The sequence below is a fragment of the Pseudomonas sp. GGS8 genome (genome assembly GCF_024168645.1).
Lineage (GTDB): Bacteria > Pseudomonadota > Gammaproteobacteria > Pseudomonadales > Pseudomonadaceae > Aquipseudomonas.
In genome coordinates this window covers 5,587,181-5,613,958 of record NZ_JALJWF010000001.1, presented here as the reverse complement: position 1 = coordinate 5,613,958, position 26,778 = coordinate 5,587,181, and the positions used below count along the sequence as shown (strand labels likewise).

Annotated in this window: 19 protein-coding genes; 15 read left to right on the top strand and 4 right to left on the bottom strand. The window is 60.0% G+C overall.

The features are described from left to right. Positions 1-1,284 carry an arsenic transporter gene (locus J3D54_RS24940; RefSeq protein WP_253424019.1) on the top strand — a complete coding sequence of 428 codons (1,284 nt, stop codon included), beginning with the start codon at positions 1-3 and terminating at the stop codon, positions 1,282-1,284. Positions 1,285-1,387: 103 nt separating this feature from the next. On the opposite strand, the gene J3D54_RS24935 is transcribed toward J3D54_RS24940, so the two are convergent. Continuing rightward, positions 1,388-2,338 carry a DUF1853 family protein gene (locus tag J3D54_RS24935; RefSeq protein ID WP_253424017.1) on the bottom strand — a complete coding sequence of 317 codons (951 nt, stop codon included), beginning with the start codon at positions 2,336-2,338 and terminating at the stop codon, positions 1,388-1,390. Between the two features lie 101 nt (positions 2,339-2,439). On the opposite strand from J3D54_RS24935, the gene J3D54_RS24930 reads away from it, so the two are divergent. The 8 genes from J3D54_RS24930 (at position 2,440) to J3D54_RS24895 (ending at position 12,823) form a co-directional block, all read left to right on the top strand. After that, the gene (locus tag J3D54_RS24930; RefSeq protein ID WP_007988608.1) at positions 2,440-3,330 is read left to right on the top strand and encodes an NAD(+) kinase; all 891 of its coding nucleotides are present in this window, start codon (positions 2,440-2,442) and stop codon (positions 3,328-3,330) included. Continuing rightward, positions 3,327-4,301, top strand: a complete 975-nt coding sequence (locus J3D54_RS24925; protein WP_253426753.1) for a metallophosphoesterase — start codon at positions 3,327-3,329, stop codon at positions 4,299-4,301. Before J3D54_RS24930 ends, J3D54_RS24925 begins: the two co-directional genes overlap by 4 nt. Further along, positions 4,298-5,167, top strand: coding sequence for a rhomboid family intramembrane serine protease (locus J3D54_RS24920; protein WP_253424014.1), 870 nt, complete (start codon positions 4,298-4,300; stop codon positions 5,165-5,167). Before J3D54_RS24925 ends, J3D54_RS24920 begins: the two co-directional genes overlap by 4 nt. Before the next feature lie 31 nt (positions 5,168-5,198). Further along, the gene (locus tag J3D54_RS24915) at positions 5,199-5,459 is read left to right on the top strand and encodes a YeaC family protein (protein ID WP_253424013.1); all 261 of its coding nucleotides are present in this window, start codon (positions 5,199-5,201) and stop codon (positions 5,457-5,459) included. After that, a complete protein-coding gene (locus J3D54_RS24910; protein WP_253424010.1) occupies positions 5,456-6,286 on the top strand; it encodes a DUF2797 domain-containing protein in 831 nt (276 codons plus the stop codon). Before J3D54_RS24915 ends, J3D54_RS24910 begins: the two co-directional genes overlap by 4 nt. A gap of 10 nt (positions 6,287-6,296) precedes the next feature. Beyond that, positions 6,297-8,954: an aminopeptidase N gene (gene pepN, locus J3D54_RS24905; RefSeq protein ID WP_253424007.1), complete on the top strand. Its 2,658-nt coding sequence runs from the start codon at positions 6,297-6,299 to the stop codon at positions 8,952-8,954. 388 nt (positions 8,955-9,342) lie between these two features. Further along, positions 9,343-10,410, top strand: coding sequence for a YCF48-related protein (locus J3D54_RS24900; protein WP_253424004.1), 1,068 nt, complete (start codon positions 9,343-9,345; stop codon positions 10,408-10,410). Positions 10,411-10,438: 28 nt separating this feature from the next. Then, entirely contained in the window at positions 10,439-12,823 is a 2,385-nt protein-coding gene (locus tag J3D54_RS24895; protein ID WP_253424001.1) for an RND family transporter, read from the top strand. A gap of 59 nt (positions 12,824-12,882) precedes the next feature. Here J3D54_RS24895 and J3D54_RS24890 read toward each other — a convergent pair whose 3' ends face one another. The 3 genes from J3D54_RS24890 to J3D54_RS24880 form a co-directional block, all read right to left on the bottom strand. After that, on the bottom strand, positions 12,883-17,598 hold the full coding sequence (locus J3D54_RS24890) for a DUF6543 domain-containing protein (protein WP_253423998.1): 4,716 nt from the start codon (positions 17,596-17,598) through the stop codon (positions 12,883-12,885). Positions 17,599-17,741: 143 nt separating this feature from the next. Continuing rightward, positions 17,742-18,461: a FadR/GntR family transcriptional regulator gene (locus tag J3D54_RS24885; protein WP_253426750.1), complete on the bottom strand. Its 720-nt coding sequence runs from the start codon at positions 18,459-18,461 to the stop codon at positions 17,742-17,744. Between the two features lie 208 nt (positions 18,462-18,669). Further along, entirely contained in the window at positions 18,670-20,406 is a 1,737-nt protein-coding gene (locus tag J3D54_RS24880) for an IlvD/Edd family dehydratase (protein ID WP_253423995.1), read from the bottom strand. A gap of 194 nt (positions 20,407-20,600) precedes the next feature. On the opposite strand from J3D54_RS24880, the gene J3D54_RS24875 reads away from it, so the two are divergent. The 6 genes from J3D54_RS24875 to J3D54_RS24850 all read left to right on the top strand — a co-directional run bounded on the left by J3D54_RS24875 (position 20,601) and on the right by J3D54_RS24850 (position 26,580). After that, entirely contained in the window at positions 20,601-21,923 is a 1,323-nt protein-coding gene (locus J3D54_RS24875) for an MFS transporter (protein WP_253423992.1), read from the top strand. 76 nt (positions 21,924-21,999) lie between these two features. Beyond that, positions 22,000-22,992: an AraD1 family protein gene (araD1, locus tag J3D54_RS24870; RefSeq protein ID WP_253423989.1), complete on the top strand. Its 993-nt coding sequence runs from the start codon at positions 22,000-22,002 to the stop codon at positions 22,990-22,992. 10 nt (positions 22,993-23,002) lie between these two features. Then, a complete protein-coding gene (locus J3D54_RS24865; RefSeq protein WP_253423986.1) occupies positions 23,003-24,583 on the top strand; it encodes an aldehyde dehydrogenase (NADP(+)) in 1,581 nt (526 codons plus the stop codon). A gap of 203 nt (positions 24,584-24,786) precedes the next feature. Further along, a complete protein-coding gene (locus J3D54_RS24860; RefSeq protein WP_253423983.1) occupies positions 24,787-25,083 on the top strand; it encodes a DUF5629 family protein in 297 nt (98 codons plus the stop codon). Beyond that, positions 25,076-26,245 carry a lactonase family protein gene (locus tag J3D54_RS24855; RefSeq protein ID WP_253426747.1) on the top strand — a complete coding sequence of 390 codons (1,170 nt, stop codon included), beginning with the start codon at positions 25,076-25,078 and terminating at the stop codon, positions 26,243-26,245. Before J3D54_RS24860 ends, J3D54_RS24855 begins: the two co-directional genes overlap by 8 nt. Before the next feature lie 155 nt (positions 26,246-26,400). After that, positions 26,401-26,580, top strand: a complete 180-nt coding sequence (locus tag J3D54_RS24850; RefSeq protein ID WP_253423980.1) for a hypothetical protein — start codon at positions 26,401-26,403, stop codon at positions 26,578-26,580. Positions 26,581-26,778: the final 198 nt, after the last annotated feature.

Below are 26,778 nucleotides of genomic sequence, written 5' to 3'. Positions count from 1 at the left end.
ATGCTTATTGCATCACTGATTTTCTTGTTGACCATCACTCTGGTGATCTGGCAACCCAAAGGCCTGGGCGTCGGCTGGAGTGCGGTATTCGGCGCGGTGCTGGCGCTATTGTCCGGGGTGGTGCACCTGAGCGATATTCCGCTGGTGTGGCAGATTATCTGGAATGCCACCGGCACCTTTGTTGCGCTGATTATCATCAGTCTGCTGCTGGATGAGGCGGGGTTCTTTGCCTGGGCCGCGTTGCATGTAGCCCGTTGGGGGCGGGGCAGCGGGCGCAAGCTCTTCGCTTATATGGTGCTGCTCGGCGCGCTGGTGTCGGCGTTGTTCGCCAATGACGGGGCGGCGCTGATTCTCACGCCGATCGTGATTTCCATGCTGCTGGCGCTGCGTTTTTCCCCGGCGGCGACCCTGGCGTTCGTGATGGGCGCCGGTTTCATCGCCGACACCGCAAGCCTGCCGCTGGTGGTGTCGAACCTGGTGAACATTGTTTCCGCAGACTTCTTCAAGATCAGTTTCAACCGCTACGCCGCGGTGATGATCCCGGTCAATCTGGTGAGCGTGGCCGCGACCCTGGCGATGTTGATGGTGTTCTTCCGTCGCGACATCCCCCGTGATTACGATCCCGAGCAACTGGCAGACCCTGCCAGCGCAATCCACGACACCGCGACGTTTTATGCCGGTTGGGTAGTGCTGGTGATTCTGCTGCTCGGCTGCTTTGCCCTTGAGCCGCTGGGCATTCCGATCAGCGCGATTTCCGCGGTGTGCGCCGCGCTGCTGCTGGCCATTGCCGCCCGTGGTCACAAGATTTCCACGCGCAAGGTGATGAAAGAAGCGCCGTGGCAGATCGTGATCTTTTCCCTGGGTATGTACCTGGTGGTGTATGGCCTGCGCAACGCCGGGCTCACCGGGTATCTGGCCGGTTGGCTGGATGGCTTCGCCGGTTACGGCGTATGGGGTGCAGCCATGGGCACCGGGGTGCTGACGGCGTTGCTGTCGTCGGTGATGAACAATCTGCCGACCGTGCTGATCGGCTTGCTCTCGATCGATGCCAGTCAGGCGACCGGCGTGGCGAAAGAGGCGATGATTTACGCCAACGTCATCGGCAGCGACCTGGGGCCAAAAATCACCCCGATTGGCAGTTTGGCGACTTTGCTGTGGCTGCATGTGTTGCAGCGCAAGAATATCCGGATTGGCTGGGGGTATTACTTCAAGGTCGGGGTTGTGCTGACAGTGCCGGTGTTATTGGTGACGTTGGCGGCCTTGGCGTTGCGGTTATCCATTTAGACCGTGTTGGCCCTATCGCGGGCAAGCCCGCTCCCACAGGATCACACTAAACCCTGTGGGAGCGGGCTTGCCCGCGATAGGGCCGGTCGATTCACCACAATACTCAACCACTGCCCGGCACATTCGGCCAAAGATCGGACACCAGAAACAGCCGCTCGGCCTCTTCCCAATCCCCTATGGCATTCTCTGTCAGCCGCACCATCAATTGCGCCGGTGCCAGCGGATCCAGATCGCTCAGCCACGTACCCAGCTCTTCAGCGCCCCAGGTCTGTTCCTTGGGATAGTGCGCCGGTGCCAGCCAGGCATGGCGGGGCAGGGGTTGCCAGCGACCGAATGGACGCTGCACGATAAAATTCACCCAGTCCTTCTGGTGCAGCCAGCTGCCGCGTAAATGCTGAGGGTGCGCGCCGCTCGGTGGTTCGGCCTGCCCCGGCCACGGATAGAGCAGATAACCGCCCAGCCACAGGTGCGCACTGAACTGCTGGATATCCAGCGACGCCAGCACTTCACGGCTCTCTGCCCGCGCGGAAATCGGCAATTGATGCCGGCTCAGGTGTTCCAGTTTGCGGTCCAGCCGATCATGACAACCCGGTCCGAGCCACTGCGCGGTGTCATGGCCGTCACCGCTCTGCGGGCCGAGGTAGAGCTTGATCGCCAGTTCCAGATGATGCACACCCTCGCGATCGCGCAGCAGCATGTCCAGCTCGCCCAGGGTGTGGCCCTCACGACGGATCGGCATGTTGGCGGCAATCAGCTCGATCCCCGGCGCGTGCCGCACGGCGTATTGCCACAGCCTTTCGTAGTACAAACCCAGGCGCCGGGTCCTGGCCTGGGCCAGCCAGTGCAGCAAATCGTAACTGTCACGATCCAGCTGCCTGAGCCAGTGTTCCAGGCGTTCCGGCGCCTGCACCCAATCGCTGCCGGCCAGTGGATGACGCTGTGGCCACGGCGTGACGTCAAGCATCGGCGGCGCGAGGATGACCCAGGCCAGGTCGCGCACTTCAGGGTGGCGCAACTGGTGAGGTAACTGGAGTAAGTCTGGAAATAGGATCATCTTGCGAGCATAGCCTCATAACTCGTGGCTGAAAGGGTTTTGTCTACGCCGCGCTTTCGCCCATAATCGTGTTTTTCGCCGCCACACGCGTTAGGGGCCTCATGGAGCAATTTCGTAATATCGGCATCATCGGTCGCCTGGGCAGTTCTCAGGTGCTGGATACCGTCCGCCGACTGAAACGGTTTCTGCTCGATCGTCACCTGCACGTGATCCTCGAAGACACCATCGCCGAAGTCCTGCCGGGCCATGGCCTGCAAACCTCGTCGCGCAAGATGCTCGGTGAAGTGTGTGACATGGTGATTGTGGTCGGTGGTGACGGCAGCCTGCTGGGCGCCGCCAGGGCACTGGCCCGGCACAACATTCCGGTGCTCGGTATCAATCGTGGCAGCCTGGGATTCCTCACCGATATTCGCCCCGATGAGCTGGAAGTCAAAGTCGCCGAAGTGCTCGACGGCCACTATCTGGTGGAAAACCGCTTCCTGCTGCAAGCCGAAGTCCGGCGCCACGCCGAGGCCATCGGTCAGGGCGATGCGCTGAACGACGTGGTGCTGCACCCCGGTAAATCGACGCGAATGATCGAGTTCGAGCTGTACATCGACGGCCAGTTCGTCTGCAGCCAGAAGGCCGACGGCCTGATCGTCGCCACACCGACCGGTTCGACCGCCTACGCGCTGTCGGCGGGTGGCCCGATCATGCATCCCAAGCTCGACGCTATTGTGATTGTGCCGATGTACCCCCATACCTTGTCGGGTAGGCCGATTGTGGTCGATGGCAACAGTGAGCTGAAAATCGTCGTGTCCAAAGATATGCAGATTTACCCGCAGGTCTCCTGTGACGGGCAGAACCACTTCACCTGTGCGCCCGGTGACACCATCACCGTCAGCAAGAAAGCGCAGAAGCTGCGGCTGATTCACCCGCTCGACCACAACTATTATGAAGTTTGCCGGACCAAGCTCGGCTGGGGCAGCAAGTTGGGTGGTGGAGGCGACTGATGCTCGATCCCGCGCGTAGCTACGACCTGATCGGTGACGTGCACGGTTGCGCTCTGACCCTTGAGCACTTGCTCGACCGGCTCGGTTATCAAAAACACAGTGGTGTCTGGCGGCATCCGTCGCGCATGGCGGTGTTCCTCGGCGACATCATCGACCGCGGCCCACGGATTCGCGAGGCGCTGCACATCGTCCACGACATGGTCGAGGCCGGCCAGGCGCTGTGCATCATGGGTAACCATGAGTTCAACGCCCTCGGCTGGAGCACGCCGGCGCTGCCGGGCAGCGGCCAGCAGTTCGTGCGCGAACACACGCCGCGCCACGCCCGCCTGCTTCAGGAAACCCTGACCCAGTTCGAAGATCACTCCCAGGATTGGCATGACTTCCTGCAATGGTTCTATGAACTGCCATTATTCGTCGATGCCGGGCGCTTCCGCGTGGTGCATGCCTGCTGGGACGCCGGCCTGATCGAACCGTTGCGCGGGTTGTTTCCCGACGGTTGCATCGACGAACACTTCCTACAGGCCTCCGCGGTGCCGGGCAGTTTCGCCTGCACCGTGTTCGATCGCCTGTTGCGCGGCACCGACATGCGTTTGCCCCACGGCTTGACCATGACCAGCGGCGACGGCCTGACCCGTTCCTTCTTCCGCACCAAATTCTGGGAAGACGACCCGCAAACCTATGGAGACATCGTGTTCCAGCCCGACGCCTTGCCTGAGCCGGTGGCCCGCACGCCATTGTCGTCCATTGAAAAAGATAACCTGCTGCGCTACGGCATCGATGAGCCGATGCTGTTCGTCGGCCACTACTGGCGCAGCGGCAAACCGGCGCCGATCCGCCCGAACCTCGCGTGCCTGGATTACAGCGCGGTGCTCTACGGCAAACTGGTCGCTTATCGTCTGGATCAGGAAACCCGTCTCGATCCGCATAAATTTGTCTGGGTCGATGTCGAGCGGCCGGAGGTGTTGCAATGACGGCGGTGGCGGTATTGCGTCTGCCGTTGGCGGTGGATTTGAGCGGGTTCGTCAAACTGCTGCAGCGCATGCAAGTGCCCCATCGGGTCAGCGAAGAGGCGGGCGAGCAGGTGCTGTGGGTGCCTGCCAGCATCAGCGAAGACGTGCGCTCGTTGTACGAACGCTTTCCGGCCGGCGACCCCGATCATCAACTGGATATCCCGGTGGCGCCGACTGTGCAACGTCCGGGGTTTGTCGAGCAGTTGCGCCACAGCAAGGCGACGGCGTTCGTGCTGTTGTTGAGCCTGATCGTTGGCGTGGTGACGCTGCTGGGTGAAAACCTCGAGACCATGCGCTGGCTGACCTTCCTCGATTTCCGTGTGGTTGGCGACTACATCCATTTCACGCCATTGGCCGACAGCTTGGCGGCGGGGCAGTGGTGGCGTCTGGTGACGCCGATGCTGATCCACTTCGGCATCCTGCACCTGGCCATGAACGGCATGTGGTACTGGGAGCTGGGGCGGCGCATCGAATCGCGACAGGGCAGCATCAACCTGATCGGCCTGACGTTGCTGTTCAGCCTGGTGTCCAACTACGCCCAGTTTCTTTTCAGCGGCCCGACCCTGTTTGGCGGGTTGTCCGGGGTGCTGTACGGCCTGCTCGGGCATTGCTGGATCTTCCAGCTGTTGTCGCCGAACCCGGCTTATCGCCTGCCTCGTGGGGTGTTGGTGATGATGCTGGTGTGGCTGCTGTTGTGCCTGTCGGGGCTGGTCTCGATGATCGGCTTCGGCGAGATTGCCAACGCGGCCCACGTTGGCGGGTTACTCATCGGATGCTTCACCGGTTTGTTGGGCGGTTTGTACAACCGCCGTAAACTGGCCGTCTAAACAGTTATGAATGAAGAGCGCGGAGCCCTTGATGTCCTCTTTTAACGAAATGATCAAAAACATCACCCCGGATATCTACCAGAGCCTGAAACTGGCGGTGGAAATCGGTAAATGGTCCGACGGTGGCAAACTCACCGCCGAGCAGCGCGAACTGTCCCTGCAAGCGATGATCGCCTGGGAAACCCAGAACCTGCCCGAGGAACAGCGTACCGGTTACATGGGCCCGCAGGAGTGTGCGTCGAAGTCGATCGAAGTGCCGAATATTCTGTTCAAATCGGATGCCATCCATTGATCGAGATTGGCCGCGGTGCAATCAGCAAAATGTCGGCGCGCCTTGACGGGCCGAACGTGCAGTACGCTTTTCGTCTGGGCGACGCCGAGGTACCGGTCAATCCATTGATCGGCACCACGGTGCGTCTGGAATACCTGGGGGCGATCCACTGCACCCATTGCGGACGCAAGACCAAAACCAGTTTCAGCCAGGGTTACTGCTACCCGTGCATGACCAAACTGGCGCAGTGCGACATCTGCATCATGAGCCCGGAACGCTGCCACTACGACGCCGGCACCTGCCGGGAGCCTGAGTGGGGCGAGAAGTTCTGCATGACTGACCACGTGGTTTACCTGGCCAATTCATCGGGGATCAAGGTCGGTATTACCCGCGCCACCCAGCTGCCGACCCGCTGGCTCGATCAGGGCGCCAGCCAGGCCTTGCCGATCGTGCGCGTCTCGACCCGCCAGCAGTCGGGCTTCGTTGAAGACCTGTTCCGCAGCCAGGTTGCCGACAAGACCAACTGGCGTGCTTTACTCAAGGGCGATGCGGCGTCGGTGGACTTGGCGCAGGTTCGCGATCAGCTGTTTGAAAGCTGCGCCGAAGGTTTGCAAAGTTTGCAGGAACGATTCGGCCTACAAGCAATCCAGACGATTACCGACGTCGAACCGCTCGAGATCCGCTATCCGGTCGAGCAATATCCGGCCAAAATCGTCAGCTTCAACCTGGACAAGAACCCGATTGCCGAAGGCACGCTGTTGGGGATCAAGGGCCAGTACCTGATTTTCGACACCGGCGTGATCAATATTCGTAAATACACGGCCTACCAGCTCGCCGTGCATCAGTAAGGACTCCAGCATGCGCACCGAACAACCGAAGATGATCTACCTGAAGGACTATCAGGCGCCCGAGTACCTGATCGACGAGACGCACCTGACCTTCGAGTTGTTCGAGGACCACAGCCTGGTCCATGCGCAACTGGTGATGCGCCGCAACCCTGAACGTGGCCCGGGCCTGCCGCCGCTGGTGCTTGACGGCCAGCAACTCGAGCTGCTGTCGGTGACACTGGCCGACCGCGAGCTGAGCGCTGCCGACTACCAGCTGACCGAGAATCATCTGACCCTGCACCCGACCGAAACGAGCTTTACGGTCGACACCAGCGTCCGGATCCACCCGGAAACCAACACCGCCCTGGAAGGCCTATACAAATCCGGCACCATGTTCTGCACCCAGTGCGAGGCCGAAGGTTTCCGCAAGATCACCTATTACCTCGACCGCCCGGACGTGATGAGCACGTTCACCACCACGGTGGTCGCCGAGCAGCACAGTTATCCGGTGCTGCTGTCCAACGGCAACCCGCTTGCCTCCGGTCCCGGCGAAGACGGCCGCCACTGGGCGACCTGGGAAGACCCATTCAAGAAACCGGCTTACCTGTTCGCGCTGGTGGCCGGTGACCTGTGGTGTGTCGAAGACACGTTCACCACCATGACCGAGCGCTCTGTGGCGCTGCGCATTTACGTCGAGCCGGAAAACATCGACAAGTGCCAGCACGCCATGAACAGCCTGAAGAAGTCGATGCGCTGGGACGAAGAGGTCTACGGTCGCGAGTACGACCTGGACATCTTCATGATCGTCGCGGTCAACGACTTCAACATGGGCGCCATGGAGAACAAGGGCCTCAACATCTTCAACTCCAGCGCCGTACTGGCCCGCGCCGAAACCGCTACCGACGCCGCGCACCAGCGGGTCGAGGCGATCGTTGCTCACGAATACTTCCACAACTGGTCGGGCAACCGCGTGACCTGCCGCGACTGGTTTCAGCTGTCGCTGAAGGAAGGCTTCACCGTGTTCCGCGATTCGGAGTTCTCCGCCGACATGAACTCGGCCACGGTCAAGCGCATCCAGGACGTGGCGTACCTGCGCACCCACCAGTTCGCCGAAGACGCCGGCCCCATGGCCCACGCCGTGCGCCCGGACAGCTTCATCGAGATTTCCAACTTCTACACCCTGACCGTGTACGAAAAGGGTTCGGAAGTGGTTGGCATGATCCACACCTTGCTCGGCGCTGACGGTTTCCGCAAAGGCAGCGACCTGTACTTCGAACGCCATGACGGCCAGGCCGTAACCTGCGACGACTTCATCAAGGCCATGGAAGACGCCAACGGCGCCGATCTGACCCAATTCAAACGCTGGTACAGCCAGGCCGGCACACCCCGCTTGGCGGTGAGCGAGTCCTACGACGCCGCAGCGAAAATCTACAGCCTGACCTTCCGCCAGAGCTGCCCGGAAACCCCGGACAAGGTTGAGAAGCTGCCGTTCGTGATTCCGGTGGAGCTGGGTCTGCTTGATTCGAAAGGCGCAGCGATTGCATTGCGCCTGTCCGGTGAAGTCAGTGCTCAAGGCACTTCGCGGGTGATCTCGGTGACTGAAGCCGAGCAGACCTTCACCTTCGTCGACATCGCTGAAAAACCGCTGCCTTCGTTGCTGCGCGGTTTCTCGGCACCAGTGAAACTGAGCTTCCCGTACGACCGCGATCAACTGATGTTCCTGATGCAGCACGACAGCGACGGTTTCAACCGTTGGGATGCCGGTCAGCAATTGTCGGTGCAGGTGTTGCAAGAGCTGATTGCCCAGCAGCAGAAGGGTGAAGCGCTGGTGCTGGATCAGCGTTTGGTTGCAGCGCTGCGTACTGTGCTGTCCGACGAGACGCTGGATCAGGCCATGGTCGCCGAAATGCTCTCGCTGCCGGGCGAGGCATACCTGACTGAGATCAGTGAAGTGGCTGACGTAGACGCCATTCATACGGCTCGCGAGTTTGCCCGTAAGCAATTGGCTGAAGGTTTGTTCGAGGCATTGTGGCTGCGTTATCAGGGCAATCGCGATCTCTCGAAGAAAACGCCGTATGTGGCCGAGGCCGAGCATTTCGCCCGTCGCGCGCTGCAAAACATTGCGCTGTCGTACCTGATGCTCAGCGGCAAGCCGGAAGTCCTGTCGGCGACCCTTGAGCAGTTCGACACCAGCGACAACATGACCGAGCGCTTGACCGCATTGGCGGTGCTGGTGAATTCGCCGTTCGAAGAGCAGAAAGCCAAGGCACTGACGAGCTTCGCCGAGCACTTCAAGGACAATCCGCTGGTTATGGATCAGTGGTTCAGTGTCCAGGCGGGCAGCACGTTGCCGGGTGGTCTGGCGCGAGTCAAAGCCTTGATGCAACACCCGGCGTTCAACATCAAGAACCCGAACAAGGTGCGTGCACTGGTCGGCGCGTTTGCAGGGCAGAACCTGATCAACTTCCATGCGGCTGACGGTTCCGGGTATCGCTTCCTGGCGGATCTGGTGATTGAGCTCAACGGCTTCAATCCGCAGATCGCTTCTCGCCAACTGGCACCGCTGACGCGCTGGCGCAAGTACGACAGCGCCCGTCAGGCGTTGATGAAAGGCGAACTGGAGCGGATTCTCGCTTCGGGGCAGCTGTCCAGCGATGTGTACGAAGTGGTCAGCAAGAGCCTGGCCTGATACTGACACCGCGGCTGCCACGCAGACCGCGGTGCTTCAATCGCGAGCAGGCTCGCTCCCACATTTGATCTTTGTTGTTCGCAGAGTCTGTGGCAAATGGAGATCCATTGTGGGAGCGAGCCTGCTCGCGATCGCGCCAGACCAGGCACCATCACCCCTCGAAATGCCTCCCCATTCACCCGCAACCGTTATCCCCCCGGTTAACAAAAGATAACGTGGCGTCGATTGTCAGACCTTTCCAAACCCCGATAGGATAAGCCCAGCTTCCGAAGGGGCTCTGGATTGCGGGTTTCAGGACTATGCTCTGAAATAGGGCAGTCCCGGTGAGCACCCCCTTACGGCGCCCTGAAAGGTTGAATGACCTAACAATAATAATGGGGGAAGGTCTATGAGTGAGCCTGTCATGGGTGTGAGTATTTGCCGCCCGCCGGCGTTACGCAGGTTCGCGTTGCTGGCTACAGCGCTCTCGCTGTTGGGTTGTGCCGTGTTGTCGGCCCCTGTACTGGCGGCTGCCGCGCCGACCGCCGACGTGGTTTATTCCATTGAATCCGCCAAGGCCAGCAAAGGCCTGATGCTCGATGTCGTACACGCCGGCAAACGCCTGGTGGCGGTGGGCGATCGCGGGCACATTCTTTATTCCGATGACCAAGGCGTGACCTGGACCCAAGCCAAGGTGCCGACCCGGCAACTGCTGACAGCGGTATTTTTTGTCGATGACAAGCACGGTTGGGCCGTCGGCCATGACGCGCAGATCCTCGCCAGTGAAGACGGCGGTGTCACCTGGACCAAACAATTCGAAGACCTGCGACGCGAATCGCCGCTGCTTGATGTCTGGTTCAAGGACGTCAACAGCGGCTTTGCCGTGGGCGCTTACGGTGCCTTGCTGGAAACCACCGACGGTGGCAAGAACTGGGAAGACGTCAGCGATCGCCTGGCCAACGAAGACCAGTACCACCTCAACGCCATTGCTGCAGTCAAGGATTCCGGCATTTTCATCGTCGGCGAGCAGGGCAGCATGTTCCGTTCCGCCGATCAGGGGCTGACCTGGGAAAAGCTGGAAGGTCCCTATGAAGGCTCGCTGTTCGGCGTAATCGGCACCGCGCAACCGGCCACGCTGCTGGTCTATGGGTTGCGGGGCAATCTCTACCGCTCCACGGATTTCGGCACCACCTGGGAACAGGTCGAACTCAAGGCTGCACGCGGTGCGCTGGAATTCGGCCTGTCCGGCGCCACGTTGCTCGACGACGGTTCCATCGTGATCGTCGGCAATGGCGGCAGTGTCATTCGCAGCAGCGACGACGGCGAGACCTTCAGCGTGTTCAACCGTCCCGATCGCATTTCCGTCTCGGCGGTCACGGCGGCGGGCAACGGCAATCTGATTCTTGCAGGCCAGGGCGGCGTTCGCGTCACTTCGCCAACGGGCGCAGAGAACGGAAAAAACGGGTCGTCCAAATGAGCCGGGCAAATAATAAGAAGGCGGGTCTATGACATCCTTAACCACTCCTCATCAGGACAAGGCGACGTTTCTTGAACGCCTGATCTTCAACAACCGCCCGGCGGTGATCGTCATTTGCCTGCTGGTCAGTATTTTCCTGTTCTGGCAGGCGACGCTGATCCGGCCGTCCACCAGCTTCGAAAAAATGATCCCGCTCCAGCATCCGTTCATTGAAAAGATGATGGAGCACCGCAACGATCTGGCGAACCTGGGCAACACCGTACGGATTTCCGTTGAAGCCACCGATGGCGACATCTTCTCCAAGGAGTACATGGAGACTCTGCGCCAGATCAACGACGAGGTGTTCTACATCTCCGGCGTCGACCGTTCCGGCCTCAAGTCACTGTGGAGCCCGAGCGTACGCTGGACTGAGGTGACGGAGGAGGGCTTCGCTGGCGGTGAAGTGATCCCCCAGAGCTATAACGGTTCCCAGCAAAGCCTCGACCTGCTGCGCAACAACGTGCTCAAGTCCGGGCAGGTCGGGCGTCTGGTGGCCAACGACTTCAAATCGAGCATCGTCGACATCCCGCTGCTGGAGTCCTACCCGGACCCACAAGACCAGGGCAAGTTGCTGGCGTTGGACTACCGTAAGTTCTCGCATGAACTCGAAGACAAGATCCGCAACAAGTTCGAAGCCCAGAACCCTAACGTGAAGATCCACATTGTCGGGTTCGCGAAGAAAGTCGGCGACCTGATCGATGGACTGGTCATGGTGGTGATGTTCTTCGGCGTCGCCTTCGTCATTACCCTGATCCTGCTGTACTGGTTCACCAACTGCATGCGCAGCACCGTGGCGGTACTGAGTACGACACTGGTGGCGGTGGTCTGGCAGCTGGGCTTGATGCACTTTTTCGGCTTCGGGCTGGATCCGTACTCGATGCTGGTGCCGTTTCTGATTTTCGCCATCGGGATTTCCCACGGCGTGCAGAAAATCAACGGTATCGCCTTGCAGTCCAGCGAGGCGGACAACGCACTGACTGCGGCGCGGCGTACATTCCGTCAATTGTTCCTGCCGGGGATGATCGCGATTCTCGCGGATGCGGTGGGCTTTATCACGCTGTTGATCATCGACATCGGCGTGATTCGCGAATTGGCCATCGGTGCGTCCATCGGCGTGGCGGTGATCGTGTTCACCAACCTGATCCTGCTGCCGGTAGCCATTTCTTACGTCGGTATCAGCAAACGCGCCGTTGACCGCAGTAAGAAAGACGCGCACCGCGAGCATCCGTTCTGGCGCCGGCTGGCGAACTTCGCCAGCCCGAAAGTCGCACCGGTCTCCATTGCCCTGGCGCTGATCGCCTTCGGTGGTGGCCTCTGGTACAGCCAGAACCTGAAAATCGGTGACCTCGACCAGGGCGCGCCGGAACTGCGTCCGGACTCGCGATACAACAAGGACAACAGCTTCATCATCAACAACTACTCCACCAGTTCTGACGTGTTGGTGGTGATGGTCAAGACCAAGCCCGAAGGTTGCTCGCGTTACGAAGCCATGGCGCCGATCGACGAGTTGATGTGGAAGATGCAGAACACCGAGGGCGTGCAGTCGGCGATCTCGCTGGTGACCGTGTCCAAGCAAATGATCAAGGGCATGAACGAGGGCAACCTGAAATGGGAAACCCTGTCGCGCAATCCGGACGTGCTGAACAACTCCATCGCCCGTGCCGATGGCCTGTACAACAACAATTGCTCCCTGGCGCCGGTGCTGGTGTTCCTCAACGATCACAAGGCCGAAACCCTGGACCGTGCCGTGCATGCGGTGCAGGATTTTGCCAAGGACAACAACAAGGAAGGCCTGGAATTCATCCTCGCCGCCGGTAATGCCGGGATCGAGGCCGCCACCAACGAGGTGATCAAGCGCTCCGAACTGACCATTCTGGTGCTGGTGTACATCTGCGTCGCGACCATGTGCATGATCACCTTCCGTTCCTGGGCGGCGACCCTGTGCATCGTGCTGCCGCTGGTGCTGACCTCGGTGCTCGGCAACGCGCTGATGGCGTTCATGGGCATCGGCGTGAAAGTGGCGACCTTGCCGGTGGTGGCGCTCGGGGTTGGGATTGGCGTGGACTACGGCATCTATATCTACAGCCGTCTGGAAAGTTTCCTGCGTGCCGGCCTGCCGTTGCAAGAGGCGTACTACCAGACGCTGAAGTCCACCGGTAAAGCCGTGTTGTTCACCGGTCTGTGCCTGGCGATCGGCGTGTGCACCTGGATCTTCTCGGCGATCAAGTTCCAGGCCGACATGGGCCTGATGCTGACCTTCATGCTGCTCTGGAACATGTTCGGCGCGTTGTGGCTGCTGCCAGCGCTGGCGCGGTTCCTGATCAAGCCGGAAAAACTGGCAGGGCAGAAGGGCAACTCGCTGTTTGCTCACTAAGCGTCAGTCTGACCCCAAAAGCCGCAACTCAGGTTGCGGCTTTTTTATGGGCGAATCACTCAGCGTGGTTGTAGCGTCAGGAATGCACTGTTGGCCAGCTCCTTGCTGATGATCCCGCGGTGGATATCGATTTTCTGTTTTGGATCTGTAGCCTTGGCCATCGCCGATTCGTAGGTTTCGAAGCGTTGTTCCCTGGTTTTCAGATGGGCCTGGGTATATTGCGTCTTGGCATCATCGAAGCGTGCATAGTGAAAATGCGCGTACCACCAGGGTTGATCGTCTTTGTTTAACAGGACGTACTCCTGCATGAAGTCTTTACGTCCGGTTTTCAGTTGTACGCGATTGCCGATCATGCGTGGGTAAACCTCCTTGCACCGTATCAGATACTCCACACCCTCACTGCTGGGGGGCTGGGCCTGTGTCATGCGGATGCGCAGTTCCGATGCCTTACTGTCGAGGGCTCGCGCTTTATCGCGTAAATCTCTGATTAACGAGGCATCTTGTTCCCCGTTTGGCGAGGGGGCCTCATGGTGTTCCAGCCCCTCGGCATACCCGGTCAGCTTTTGTGCTTCGCGTTGCAATTGCTCTTCAATTTCCTTGGGTGAGCTTGCGCGTTGCGCGTAACCCTCGATCTTCCTTACCTGCTTGTCGACATTGGCGATTGCCTTGCGGGCATCCCCTTTGAGCTGTGCGTGGGAGTGCGCGGAGGCCTTGGGGGCGGGCTGCCTGACCTCGATCATTTCTACCCAGACATTCGGCTCATGTTCATGGAAAGACGCCAGTGGTGCATCTTCGAGTGGACCGTTGATATCAACAATATCTCCGCCCTGATTAGCCACGCGGGGGCGAATATCGCCGATCAGAGTGCCCTTGGCGGTTTTGATGACCCGCTTGCGACTGGCCCATGAAGAGGGGCGCTGGATCGGTGGCTTGCTGGTTCCGGGTGAAGACGGACCGGGCTCGGAGACCGAAGGTTGCGGGAGGTTTTGAAGGTCGTCGGCCAGACGTCGCTCGGCATCGAGGCGTAGTTCACCGATGATCTCTCGCAGGCGATTGAAAGCCGCCGGCTGTAATTCTTCGGTATTGAAGATGCCGATACTTTCAAGCCCGTCCAGCGCTTTGCGGTAATGATCGACCAGGTTGTCCAGAACGGCGATCCGATCGCTGCTGTTATAAGTACGAGACGTTTGCAGTTCGGAGTGGGAGCGAGACAGCAGCATCAGAGGATCGAGCGCGAGTTCGAGTGAGGCCATGGTGGCGCTACCCAGTTCCTTCAGACTGAGAATACGCAAGATGCTCAGTTGGTAGGACTTGATTCGCAATGCGGTCAATTCATTCTCGGAGCGATTGTCGGTCAATCGTTTCCAGTCCTCAAAGCCCAAGCGAGACAGGTGTTTAAGCTCCACAAGTCGGCTCTCTGTTTCTTCGTAGAACCTGATCATGGTTTCGTTGACTTCGGAGGTCCTGCGCATGAATTCGAAGTATCGGTCCAGCACGACGCTGCCCTTGTCCTTGATTGCTTCGCGCAAGTGTTCGATACCGCGGGTCAAGTCCGCGTAAGTTCGATTGGTGGCTTCCCGTTCCCGGTCAGCGATCACAACTCGTTTGCGCGCGTTGTTGATGAGATTCTCCAACAGGCCACGCTGCAGTTTTGGATCGGGATCAGATTTGCTCAGAACGCTTTTTTCGTGGATTTCGGCAAGCGCCGTGACGTAGGTTTCGCTCTGTTTGTCCAGTTCGTCCGCGAACCGTTGGCGAAAAGTGGCGCGATCCTGCTCGCTGCTGGCGGGGTCGTTTCTTTTCAGCTCCATCAGCTTTTCCGCGATATCAACGCGTTTTTGCACCTGCGTCTGTTGCTGCACAAATTCCTGGTGGTTCAGCTCCAGCAGGCTGATGCGTTGCTGTTTACTCTCGCGCAGGGCATCCCGCCTGGCGTTACGTCCTCCCCCGAGCAGTTTCAGCCCTTGATCCAGCGTCCATCGGCCGTATCCATCGGTTTTGAGCTTGATTCCCGGATGGTCAGGATGCTCGGGATGCACCAGGTAGGCCTCACCGAAACCGGGCACGATACTCGCGCGAAACAGCAGGCCTGCGACCGTGGCGTGCCATTTGTTGTCGATCAGGTACAACCCCTTGAAGGGACCGGTTACAACAGGCTCTGGCAGGGACGCTGGCCATTCAACCTTGACCGCCAACAGCTTGTTAAAGAGCCGCGTCGAGGTCGAGTCCCGAGCGGTCGACAGGTTGAAATCCAGCAACGTACTGCCACTGCCTGGCGGTTCGGAGGGCAGTCCGGGTGTTTCTTGAGTGATGGCTGTTTTGGGACTCAGCAAGTCCAGTGGCAACAGACGGCGCAGCGGATCGAGGGTCCTCGGACCGTCTTCGCCCATGCGCTCTGGCGCCAGTGCAGGCAGTTCAGCTTGAGTTCGTGCGACATGCAAAAGCAGCAGGCCGATGTTCAAGAGCACATCGATCCAGGCCAGATTCCGGGTAGTTGGGTCATCACTGTCCAGTGCGGGCAGGTCATTGATCAGGCTATGGGTGATTTGCAGCATCCAGCCCACCAGCATCGCCGGGCCACGCAACAGTGGCAGTACCAGATTGTTAAAGACCAGCCAGCCACCCTCAAGGATGATCGCCCAACGGCTTTCGGCATCGGACACCGATTGCCTGTCAGCCAGATCGGCCAGCGCCCGGGCGTTGCTGGCGAACAGGCTGGCCGGCAATCGACCTTCCTCCACTGCACTGAGCCACTGGGCCGCAGCTTCGTCGCCCGCCAGAATCGCCGGTTTCGGCTTGTCGGGCGGCGAGAAATCGTCGCCGATGTGAAAGTGGTTGATATGCGGTTCGTTGAAACCGTTGTTGTCGTAAACCGGACGTGCGCGGTCCGGGAGCCAGGTCAGCACGCTGGTTTGCAGCGCGCCCTGTTGTGCGACCGCTTTGAGCAAGTCGCTGCGTGCGGCGTATTGCTGCAGTGATGGGGTGTACAACGGGCGATACAGGATATGTGGACCAGTGGCCTGCAAGTCTTTGGGCTCGATGATGAACATGTTGGCGGCCACATCACAGTCGGCGCCGTCCTTGCGTTGAAACGCCAGAGGCCGGATGACCACGGCCTGTTCATCGACGACCCGTTCGGCGGCGGTGCGATTCATCAACGCATCGACATAGCGATACCCTTGATGGGTGAACCCGTGCTCACCCTTGATCGAGTGCTCAAGGGCCAGAAGGGGGAGATGAACCGACAGTTCCAGCGCGAACAATCGTTCCCGCTCCCGTGCGTCGTCGGTCTCGCCGAGCAGCAAGGTTTCGATCAGTTCGGGATAGTGTTTGCCGACGTTGACCCGGCTCACCAGGTCCAGCAGATAGGCGTCGGTAGTCCAGTCCTGAATCAGTTGATCTCCCGTATGACGGACAGTCATACGGCCCTTGGGTTTTGCGGCGAGATTTTTGACGGCCAACTCGGTCAGGGTCATTTTGACGGTTTCGATGTAGCCGCTGCCGAGGTCACCGACGGGCACATGAAAGGTCAGTTCCAGCTCGTCGGAGTTGTAACCGGGTGCCAACGGATAATCTTCCCGCATCTGCTTGTGCAGGGCTTTTCGGGCAAACGTACGAAGGTCGTCGATGCCATCGTTGAAGGTGCGTCCCTGGGTCTGTTGTTTGACGCTGGCCATTGCCAGGACATGCTTGCGATAGGCCATGCGGTCAGTGGGTGTCGCCGCTTGCAACCACCGAGGAATCGATGCCTGTATCGGTTGAAAAACGGCATCGTCCGGTTGGCTATCGATGAACAGCGTGGCGACTTCGGTGATCGCGTCAACGTGTTTCGTCAACTCGCCCAGGCTCTGGCTGGCGGGCAATTTGAGCGCAGCCAGATCTTCCAGTTGCTGGTTCAGGAGCAGGGCAGCCTGAATGTCAAAGATGTTGCCGTCCGGTTCAAACCGCTTCCAGGTGATGACCTCGGCCTTGTATGCCTGCTGAAACCGTGCGCCCCAGGCCAGGCCGAAAGCTTCCAGGGAGGAGAAGGGCTCGATTTTGCCGGTCACGCTGCACAACAAATGGGTTTCACCACAAGTCACCAGGAGCTCGCAGGCCTGCAGCGTAATGGACACGTCACCTTTGGTCAGGGTGGTTTGCAGGGTGCAGGCTTGCATTGGGCCTTTTGATCCGGGTTGCTGGAGACGCTGCAGGTTGTCCGGGTGGCTGGCCAGTTCCGTGAGAATCCCGGCCTGCACCGGGTTGCTTTTCGACAGGCGGGTCGCGGATGTCTGCAGGACACCAGCCAGCAAGTTTCCCAGCCATTGCCAGCGGCTGACGCCGGTCTCGTCCTTCTGGTTCCAGTAATGGGTCAGCGATTCCTGAAGCCCGATGTGCAGCAAGTCGGGCAGCTCAAGGATGACCCCCGCAATCACCTGGAGATCAGGCAGGCGCGATGTGGTTTTGCCGACAGTCAGTTGCGCGGACGCACGGTTGGTCAGAAAGCAGGCACGACTGAACTGCTCGCTGAAATCGACAGGTGTGCCGCTGGCCAGATAATCCAGTACCAAGTCCAGCAGCAACGTGAGGCGCCAGGCCCCGTTGGGAATCGGCTGCGCGATTTTGGTTCGCTCAGGGTCAAAGTCCAGTTGCGGGTACTTTTCCAGTAGGCTCTCCTTGAGCAGGCGAGCGGTTTCCGAGCGCAGCGTGGGGCGGGAGCTGAATCGGGCGCTGACGGCGTGCGCGATGATGTCGGTCAAATCCGCCGTGGCAGAGGGGGATGCAGGTGTCGGCATGATGCAATCCTTTGCATGGGTTGAATTGCGCAAAGTAAGGCGAGGCCGGAATGGATGTGCGGTAACGGGATACCGCACGTCTGGCAATTCGATGATCTAAATGATAATTACGGGGCGGCAATGAGCCAGGGGAATTGTGGTGGTTATGAGGGATCGCTGCCGAGCACAACATTCAGCGCACTGCGCGCATCATCCAGCTGCACCAGCGTCGCATGCCGCGCGCCCAGCGCATCACGGTTCTCGATAGCGGTCAGAATCGCCTTATGCCGAGGCAACGCCAGTTCATGCAGGTTCGGTCGTTGGTTGGAATGCTTCAAGGCTTCGGCAATCGCCACCGACAACATGTTGCACAGGTTCGCCAGCAAATCGTTGTGAGTCGCGTCGGCGATGCGGCTGTGGAAGTCCAGGTCCGGCTGCAACAAGGCTTCAGGCGTCGGCGCGGCTTCCATGCGTTGGTAGGCTTCACCGATGGAGGCGATGTCTTCGTCGGTGGCGAACTGCGCGGCCAACGCGGCGGCGGCCGGTTCGATGATGCTGCGCACGCTGGTCAGCAGGCTGAAAAACTCATTCTGCGGGCTGCTTTGCATCAACCAGTGCAACACGTCCGGGTCGAGCATGTGCCATTCCCGACGCGGCTTGACCACGGTGCCGACCCGCGGACGGGAATACACCAGGCCCTTGGCAACCAGCACTCGGGTCGCTTCGCGCAGGACTGGCCGGCTGACCGCGTATTCCTCGCACAACAGGGCTTCGGCGGGCAGTTTGTCGTCCGGTTTGAAACGTCCCGAGACAATCTGCATGCCCAGTTCCTGGACGATGCGCGAGTGCATGCTTTTGCGGTCGGAGGGTTTGCGGTAATCCATGGGGAACGGCGCGGTCCTGTGCGATGGGGTGCTGCGCATGATAGCAGGCGCGGCGAGGACGGTCGCCAGAGCAAGCACAGTCCTGAATCAGATGAAAATCAAAATGTGGGAGCGGGCTTGCCCGCGATGGGGCCATCCCATTGAACATTGATGGCGACTGATCCACCGCTATCGCGGGCAAGCCCGCTCCCACAGCGATTGTGGTGATTTAATGAGAATGGCGCGGCACCTCGGCCCCACGGCAGCCAACCAGGAAGTCGAAGTCGCAGCCTTGATCCGCCTGCAGCACATGGTCGATGTACAGCTGGCGATAACCGCCTACCAGTAACTGCTGCGGCGGTTGCAGATCGGCCATGCGCGCGGCCAGTTCGGCATCCGGAATGTCCAGATGCAAACGCCCACTGGCGCAATCGAGTTCGATCCAGTCGCCTTCCTTCACCGCCGCCAAAGGCCCGCCGGCGGCGGCTTCCGGTGCCACATGCAAAACCACAGTGCCGTACGCCGTGCCGCTCATGCGTGCGTCGGAAATCCGCACCATGTCAGTCACACCTTGGGCCAGCAGCTTGGCCGGCAAGCCCATGTTGCCGACCTCAGCCATGCCCGGATAACCCTTCGGCCCGCAGTTTTTCATCACCAGAATCGAGTTGGCATCCACGTCCAGTTCCGGGTCGTTGATCCGCGCCTTGTACATGTCGAAGTTCTCGAACACCACCGCCCGCCCGCGATGTTGCATCAACTCGGCACTTGCCGCAGAGGGCTTGAGCACCGCACCCAGCGGCGCCAGGTTGCCGCGCAGCACACAGATGCCGCCGTCGGCGCGGATCGGGTTGTCGAGGGTGCGGATCACTTCGTCCTGGCCGTAGATCGGCGCGTCCTTGGTGTTCTCGCCGAGGGTTTTGCCGTTGACGGTGAGGGCGTTCGGGTTGGGAATCAGGTTGGCTTCGCCGAGGCGACGCAGCACCGCAGGCAAGCCACCGGCGTAGTAGAACTCTTCCATCAGGAAGCGCCCGGACGGTTGCAGGTCGACGATGGTCGGCATGCCGCGACCGATGCGGGTCCAGTCATCCAGGTCCAGTTCGACACCGATGCGACCGGCGATGGCTTTCAAGTGGATCACTGCGTTGGTCGAGCCGCCGATGGCCGCGTTCACCCGGATGGCGTTTTCGAAGGCTTCCTTGGTGAGGATTTTCGACAGTTTCAAATCTTCGCGCACCATCTCCACTGCGCGCATGCCGGACATGTGAGCGAGTACATAACGACGGGCATCGACCGCTGGAATCGCCGCGTTGTGGGGCAGGGAAGTGCCGAGGGCTTCGGCCATGCAAGCCATGGTCGAGGCGGTGCCCATTGTGTTGCAGGTGCCGGCCGAACGGGACATGCCGCCCTCGGCCGCGAGGAAATCGTCGATGGTGATGGTGCCTGCTTTCACTTGTTCGCTGAGCTGCCACACCACCGTGCCCGAACCGATGTCCTGGCCCTTGTGCTTGCCGTTGAGCATCGGCCCGCCGGTGACGACGATCGCCGGCACGTCGCAACTGGCCGCGCCCATCAGCAGCGCCGGGGTGGTTTTGTCGCAACCGGTGAGCAGCACCACGCCATCGATTGGGTTGCCGCGAATGGCTTCCTCGACATCCATGCTCGCCAGGTTGCGGGTGAGCATGGCGGTGGGGCGTAGGTTCGATTCGCCGTTGGAGAACACCGGGAATTCCACAGGAAAGCCACCGGCTTCGATCACCCCGCGTTTGACGTGCTCCGCGATCTGGCGGAAATGCGCGTTGCACGGGGTCAGTTCCGACCAGGTGTTGCAAATGCCGATGATCGGCTTGCCGTGGAACTGATGGTCGGCGATGCCCTGATTCTTCATCCAGCTGCGGTACATGAAGCCGTTCTTGTCGGCAGTGCCAAACCATTGGGCGGAGCGCAGGGTGGGTTTCTTATCAGTCATGATCGGTTCTCTTATTGTATGACTATATTGTTCGGGCTGTGGCGTAACATAAGCGCAAATTCCACGGTTTGGAAGTGTTGTTGGTTAAATAGTATTACTATATAGTCGGTTTCAACGGAGGGATCGGCCCTGGTGGTTTTCCGCGAGAGGCGTCCCCCGAGGTTCTATAACAACAACAATCGGAGACCGAACTCATGAGCCAGGAACTGCGGCTTATTCGTCGCATCACGCTGAAACTGATTCCCTTCCTGATCCTGCTGTACCTGATCGCTTATGTGGATCGCTCCGCGGTAGGTTTCGCCAAGCTGCACATGGGCGCTGACATCGGCATCGGTGACGCGGCTTATGGGCTCGGTGCCGGGCTGTTCTTCATTGGCTACTTTTTGCTGGAAATCCCCAGCAACCTGATGCTCGACCGCTTTGGCGCCCGACGCTGGTTCGCGCGGATCATGCTCACCTGGGGCGCCATCACCATCGGCATGGCGTTCGTCCAGGGACCGAATAGCTTCTATGTGATGCGCTTTTTGCTTGGCGCGGCCGAAGCCGGGTTCTTTCCGGGCGTGCTGTACTACATCACTCAGTGGTTCCCGATTCGCCATCGCGGCAAGATCCTCGGGCTGTTCATCCTTTCCCAACCCATCGCGATGATGATCACCGGCCCGGTGTCCGGCGGTTTGCTCGGCATGGACGGCACGCTTGGTCTGCACGGTTGGCAGTGGTTGTTCATCGTCATCGGTACGCCAGCGATTCTGCTGACCTGGCCGGTGCTGCGTTATTTGCCGGACGGTCCGCAACAGGTGAAATGGATGGATCAATCCGAGAAAGACTGGCTGATCGGTGAGCTGAAAAAGGATCTCGCCGAATATGGCCAGACCCGCCACGGCAATCCACTGCATGCACTGAAGGACAAACGGGTGTTGCTGCTGGCGCTGTTCTATCTGCCGGTAACCCTGAGTATCTACGGCCTGGGTTTGTGGCTGCCGACGTTGATCAAGCAGTTCGGCGGTACAGACCTGGTGACCGGGTTCGTGTCGTCGGTGCCGTACATCTTCGGGATCATCGGTTTGCTGATCATTCCGCGCAGTTCCGACCGCCTGAACGATCGCTACGGTCATCTGGCGGTGCTGTATGTGTTGGGTGCCATCGGTCTGTTCCTCAGCGCCTGGCTGTCGGTGCCGGTGCTGCAATTGGCGGCGCTGTGTCTGGTGGCGTTCGCGCTGTTTTCCTGCACAGCGGTGTTCTGGACCTTGCCGGGGCGTTTCTTCGCTGGCGCCAGTGCGGCGGCGGGGATCGCCTTGATCAATTCGGTGGGCAACCTCGGCGGCTACATCGGCCCGTTCGTGATCGGTGCGCTGAAGGAGTACACCGGCAACCTGGCGTCGGGGCTGTACTTCCTGTCCTGCGTGATGGTGTTCGGCCTGATCCTGACCGGCGTGGTGTATCGCCTGCTGGAGCGTAAGCATGTGTTGCCGGCCGACCAGTTCGCGGCCAGTGCCCGGGGAGCTACCCGTACCTGACACGAAATTTGGCCAACACCACCGCTCCCACAAGGTCCTGCGTTGTTTTGAAGTTTTGCGTTAACAGGAGAAAGACATGCGTTTAGTTCAATTCGAATTGAGTAATGGCGAACGCCGCGTCGGTGTGGTCGAAGGCGATCAGGTGCGCGAAGTACAGGCTGCGCACACGGTGCGGGATCTGGCATTGGCGGCAATCGAGTCGGGGGTCAATCTTGAGCAACAGGTTCAGGCCCTGGGTCTGGGCATCAGCCACGACTATTCGGCGCTGCTGGCCAATCTGCAAATCCTGCCACCGCTGGATCACCCGGACCCGGCGCACATGCTGGTCAGCGGCACCGGCCTGACCCATTTGGGCAGTGCCTCGGCCCGGGACAAGATGCATCAGCAGGCCGGCGACGAAGCGGCGATGACCGACACCATGCGCATCTTCAAGTGGGGCGTGGAGGGCGGTAAACCGGCAACCGGCCAGGCCGGCGTGCAACCGGAGTGGTTCTACAAGGGCGACGGCAGCATTGTCGTGCGACCGGGCCAACCGTTCCCGTTGCCGCCCTTTGCCGAGGATGCGGGGGAAGAACCAGAGCTCAGCGGTCTCTATGTCATCGGCCATGACGGCAAACCGTATCGTCTCGGCTTCGCGGTGGGCAACGAGTTCTCCGATCATGTGATGGAGCGCAAGAATTACCTTTATCTGGCCCACTCGAAACTGCGCAGTTGCAGCTATGGCCCGGAGCTTCGGGTCGGTGAATTGCCGCAACACCTGGCGGGCACCAGCCGCATCCTGCGCGAAGGCGAAGTGCTGTGGCAGAACGAGTTCCTCAGTGGCGAAGCCAACATGTGCCACAGCCTGGAAAACCTCGAATACCACCATTTCAAGTACAGCCAGTTCCTGCGCCCCGGCGACGTGCACATTCACTTCTTCGGCACCGCGACCCTGTCCTTCGCCGATGGCATCCGCACCCGGCCGGGCGATGTGTTCGAGATCAGCCAGGCCGAATTCGGCGCCCCTCTGGTCAACGGCATCGCACCGGTTGAAGCGGCGTTCGAACCCGGCACCGTTGGCACACTTTAAGGAGACACCCATGACCCGGATTCTTGGTCACAACTACATTGGCGGTGAGCACAGCGCTGCCGGCACCGTCAAACTCCAGAGCGTCGATGCCAGCACCGGCGAGGCCTTGCCCCACGATTTCTATCAGGCGACCCCTGAAGAAGTCGATGCCGCCGCAAAGGCTGCCGCTGTTGCTTACCCGGCCTATCGCAGCCTGAGCGCCGAACGGCGTGCGCAGTTCCTCGATGCCATTGCCGATGAACTCGATGCCCTGGGTGATGAGTTTGTGGCCGTGGTCTGCCGCGAAACCGCGTTGCCAGCGGCGCGGATTCAAGGCGAGCGCGGGCGCACCAGCGGCCAGATGCGTTTGTTCGCCAAGGTACTGCGTCGTGGTGATTTCTATGGCGCGCGGATCGATCTGGCGCTACCGGAGCGCAAGCCATTGCCGCGCCCGGACCTGCGTCAGTACCGCATCGGTCTGGGGCCGGTGGCGGTGTTTGGCGCGAGTAACTTTCCGTTGGCGTTTTCCACGGCGGGTGGCGACACCGCTTCAGCCTTGGCCGCCGGCTGCCCGGTGGTGTTCAAGGCTCACAGTGGCCACATGGCAACCGCTGAGTGGGTGGCCGACGCAGTGATCCGCGCCGCCGGGAAAACCGCCATGCCGGCCGGTGTGTTCAACATGATCTATGGCGGCGGAGTGGGGGAGGCGCTGGTCAAGCACCCGGCGATTCAGGCGGTCGGTTTTACCGGTTCATTGAAAGGCGGCCGGGCGCTGTGCGACATGGCCGCGGCGCGAGCGCAGCCGATTCCGGTGTTTGCCGAGATGTCGAGCATCAACCCGGTGATCGTGTTGCCGCAGGCGCTACAAGCTCGTGCTGAAAGCATCGCCCGTGACCTTACGGCGTCGGTGGTGCAGGGTTGCGGACAGTTCTGTACCAATCCGGGGTTGGTGATCGGCATTCGTTCGCCGCAGTTCAGTGCGTTCGTGCAACAGGTGGCCGGGCTGATCGGCGATCAGCCGGCGCAAACCATGCTCAATGCCGGCACCTTGAGCAGCTATGGCAAAGGCCTGCACAAGCTTCTCGCGCATCCGCAGATCGAGCATCTGGCAGGTAATCCGCAACAAGGCAATCAGGCGCAGCCGCAATTGTTCAAGGCGGATGTGAGTCTGTTGCTCGATGGCGATGAAGTGCTGCAAGAGGAAGTGTTCGGCCCGACCACGGTGTTTGTTGAAGTGACGGATCAGGCGCAACTCAGTGCTGCGCTGAACGGCTTGCACGGGCAACTGACGGCAACGATTATCGGTGAGCCGGCGGACTTCGAACGCTTCGGCGAGCTGACGCCCTTGTTGGAGCAGAAGGTCGGGCGGATCTTGCTCAACGGTTATCCGACGGGTGTGGAAGTCTGCGATTCGATGGTTCATGGCGGACCGTATCCGGCGACTTCCGATGCGCGCGGCACTTCAGTGGGCACTCTGGCCATCGACCGATTCCTGCGTCCGGTGTGTTTCCAGAACTACCCCGACAGCCTGCTGCCGGAAGCGTTGAAGAATGGCAATCCGTTGCGCATCCAGCGTCTGGTCGATGGCAAGCCATCGCGCGACGCTCTCTAGCCGTCAAGCACAACCCCTACTGTGGCGAGGGGGCTTGTCGGAACGCCGCACCGCCCCGTTTGAGTGCGTAGCACTCACAAAATCTTTGGTACATCAGAGATTTTTTGGGGCTGCTTTGCAGCCCAACGGGGGCAAGCCCCCTCGCCACAGTCCGTTCCCACATTGAGCTATCATTGCCCTTTCCCATTCAAAGATTGACTGCCATGACTGCCGCAAACGACACCTTGCTCAACGCCCTCGAACACTGCGACATGCTGGAGATCGACGGACTGCACGCTTTCGACTTCTCTCTCGATGAAGACGACAACCTGCACATCGAATGCATGGACGGTCGGGCGCTCAAGCGCTGGGAGTTCAGCATGGCGCAGATCGAGGCGGCGACGTTCGATCCCTCTCTGAAGAGCTGGATCATCACCGGTGATGCCGGCGAACACCGGCTGGTGCCCATGGAAGCGTTCGGTGGTCAGGACGACGAGGATGAAACGAATGAGGATGCGTAACTTCTGGCCACTGTTGATCGCCGGCAGCGTCGGCGCGATGGGCGTGCAGGCGGCGCCGGTCGACAACTACGAATTGCTGGTGGGGTCGTACACCGCCGGCCAGAGCCAGGGGATTTATCGCCTGAACTTCGACAGCCGCACCGGGCAGATCGATGCCAAGCCGCTGCAAGTGGTGAAGAGCGCCAACCCGTCCTGGCTGACCGTGTCCAAGGATCAACGTCGCTTGTTCGCGGTCAACGAAAACGGCCCGGGGCAGGCCGATCCGGTGGGGCGCGTCAGCAGCTATGCAATCGATCCGAAAACCCATGAGCTGAGCCTGATCAACCAGGTGCAAACCCTGGGCAACGAGCCGACCCATTCGAGCATCAGCGGCGATGCCAGCCATCTCTTTGTCAGCAACTACTCGGTGGCTGAAGACCCGGGCGGCACTCTGGCGGTGTTACCGGTGGGCAGCGATGGCACGCTTAAACCGGTGGTGCAGATGAGCAGTCATCCGGCCAGCCGGGTCAACCCCGAGCGGCAGATGTCGGCGCATGTGCATTCGGTGGTTTCTTCGCCGGACGGCCATTATGTGTTTTCCAATGACCTGGGCGCGGACAAGATCTTTGTCTATCGCTTCGATCCCAAGGCCAATCCGGAACGGCCGTTGACCGCCGCCAAACCAGCCTCTGTCCAGTTGCCACCTGGCACTGGGCCACGACATTTGCTGTTCAGCGCCGATGGCAAGCACGCCTGGCTGACCCTGGAAATGAGCGCGCAGGTGGCGGTGTTCGACTACCAGGACGGCAAACTCGAGCAAACGCAGTTGGTCGATCTGGCGGCGGGGCTGTCCACATCGGGCAAGGCCGCGGCTGCGCTTCACGCCTCGGCCGATGGCAAGTTCCTTTACGTCAGCAACCGTGGCACCGCCAATCAGTTGCTGGTGTTCGCCATCGACCCGGCCACCGGCCACCTCAAAGAGCTTCAGCGCCGCTCGGTGGACGGCGATCACCCGCGTGAGTTCAGCCTCGACCCGAGTGGCAAGTTCGTGCTGATTGCCAACCAGAAGAGCAACCAGATTGTCGTCATCGAGCGTGATGCCAAGACCGGTCTGTTGGGCAAAACCGTGCAAAAACTGCCGATGGATGCGCCGAGCGATCTCAAGTTCCTGCTGCGTCAATAGACCGCAGGCCCCGGTTGATGGGGCCTGCAACCTTCTATTAATGAGACTGATATCGGCTAATGCTACAAAGCATTTCAAGGCGTCGACCCTCGGGAGTTAAGTTTGCTTCACGGCCCAACCGGGCAAGCAAGCCAACTGAATCGAGGAATACCGCCATGAACTTCAATCTCTTCTCCATCATCGCCGCTTCCGCTATTTCCGCCACTGTTGCTCTGCCTGCCAGCGCCAGCGTTGAAATCAGCGACAAAAAATCCCACACCCAAAGCTACACCCAGAAATACCTGCAACAGAGCGCCAACTTCTACGCCGCGCTGGATCACAAAAACCAACACTGAAATGTCAGCCCTGCATCCTTTATGCAGGAGCGAAGTCACTTGCCGATCGACCTGTAAGGCGTCGAAAAGCCCGAAGTGATGTCGCTCCTGCATAACGCATTTACGACAGCATCATATTGCTATCAATGTATTGCTTGATATCACATGGCCATGTGTTTAAATTTGACGCTGATTTTTTGACTCCTTCCCTTAAAGGAT